The organism is Pseudomonas sp. HLMP, from assembly GCF_046365545.1.
GTDB lineage: Bacteria > Pseudomonadota > Gammaproteobacteria > Pseudomonadales > Pseudomonadaceae > Aquipseudomonas > Aquipseudomonas guariconensis_B.
The window spans coordinates 1-1,679 of sequence record NZ_JBDLLR010000009.1; the positions used below are offsets into that span (position 1 = coordinate 1).

The following is a 1,679-nucleotide window of genomic DNA, read 5'->3' on the forward strand; positions in this document are numbered from 1 at the left end:
AGCAACTGGCCGCTCACCAACGCGCACTCAAGGACACACCTTCGCATGTCTGACCCCCTTTTACCCCCCGGCCTGGAAAGGCTGCGCCAGGGCGTGCGCAACGGTGCACTGCCCGTGCCCCCTACCCTCTGCGTGCCCTGCTCCCTGCCCGGCGCGCTGTTCTCCCTCGACGGCAACGACGGCTGCGACCACCTGCTGGGCATCCCCTCCCGCGACGGCGTCGGCCCCGAGTGGTTCCGCCGTAACCCTTGGATCCGCGACAAGACGCGCAATCAGCGCGACACCTTCCTGCAACGGGTCCTGGAACACGCCGGCAGCACGCTAGGCGATGCCTGGCTCGCCGAGTTCCATGCCTTCGCCGCCACCGAAAAGCTTGAACTGGTGTGCGTCGATGACCAGTTGCAACTGGACGACCTGGCGCCGCCAGTGCTCGACCACATGGGCGTGCGCACCCACCAGGGGATGGGCTTCGAGCTGCAGCGCAACTTCTTCTTCAGCGATCACAAGATCTACTTCGCCACCTTCACCCACGCCCGCTGGGCCGAGGCACCGCGCGAGGAGTACACCGACGAGAACGGCGAGCATCGGATCAGCCCGCCCTATACCTGGCATACCCCCACCGGGCTGTACCCCGTCGAACTGGCCAGCGAGCAACTGGCCCGCCACTTCGCCGAGGCCAAGGCCAGGTCACGCGCCTGGGAGGGCGTCAAAGGCGCCGGCGAGCTCGCCCTCGGCGTGCTGGCCTTCGTGCCGGTGGTGCGCGGCATCACCGGCGCCGCCTCGGTCGGGCGCTACGTCTTCGTGGCCCTGGAAGCGGCCCTGGCCGCCGATGCCATGATCGATGGCAGCCACCGCATGATCACCGGCGAAGGCCTGAGCATCGGCGAACACTTCTTCACCGAACTGGCGCGGCTGGCCAACCCCGCCACCGCCGAGGACCGTGGCAAGCAGGTGTTCATGGCCATCAACCTGGCCTTGTTGCTGCCCGCGGCCCTGGGCGGTGCGCGCTGGCTGATGCACAAGCTCCTGCCTGGCGGCGTGACCACGGTCAGGCTCGACAATGCCGCTCTCACCCAGGAGGAAGTCCGTCGCCTGGGCAAGCGCAGCACCGGCGAAGTCACTGTGCTCGAAACCCGCATCGAGCGGCCCGCCCGCGACGGCGGGCTACCGGTACGGGCCAGCGAACTGCACGCGGTGGACCGCAACGCCAGCCTGGTTTCCCTGGACGTCACCGGCGGCAGGGCCGACTACGCCTACATGGCCACCACCCTGCGCGACCGGCTGGTGGCGCTGATCCAGCACAGCGTGGGGCCGGTGCGCATGGGCGGCAGCTTGACGCGGGTGGTGGCCGATGCGGGTGAAGAGGCCCTGGCCGCGGCACTGGTCAAGCACTGGAACGTCAGGCCGCAGAACATCCTCGGCTACAGCACCGACCCTGCCATTCCCAGCCGTTTCGGGCTGAAGAACAAGAGCGACCAGGGGATCGACATGTTGGTGTATGTGCCGCCGCCACCGTCGATGAAGGTGAGGAATCCGACTACCCAGGCTATGCGTCATCACATCGATGGTTTGAAGGGAACGGCGCCGGTGGAAGAGATGCGGTTTGAAGAAGGAACGTTGTTGGTGATCGAGGTGAAGACGACGCTGGGGAAAAGCAAGACGCCTGGGTTTCTGAAGAC

General features: G+C 66.9%; 1 protein-coding gene. It reads left to right on the top strand.

Features of this window, described 5'->3' with window-relative positions:
* Window positions 1–45: 45 nt before the first annotated feature.
* Window positions 46–1,679, top strand: a 1,634-nt coding sequence (locus tag ABFA30_RS24005) for a hypothetical protein (protein WP_410046086.1), incomplete at its 3' end; no start/stop codon positions are given.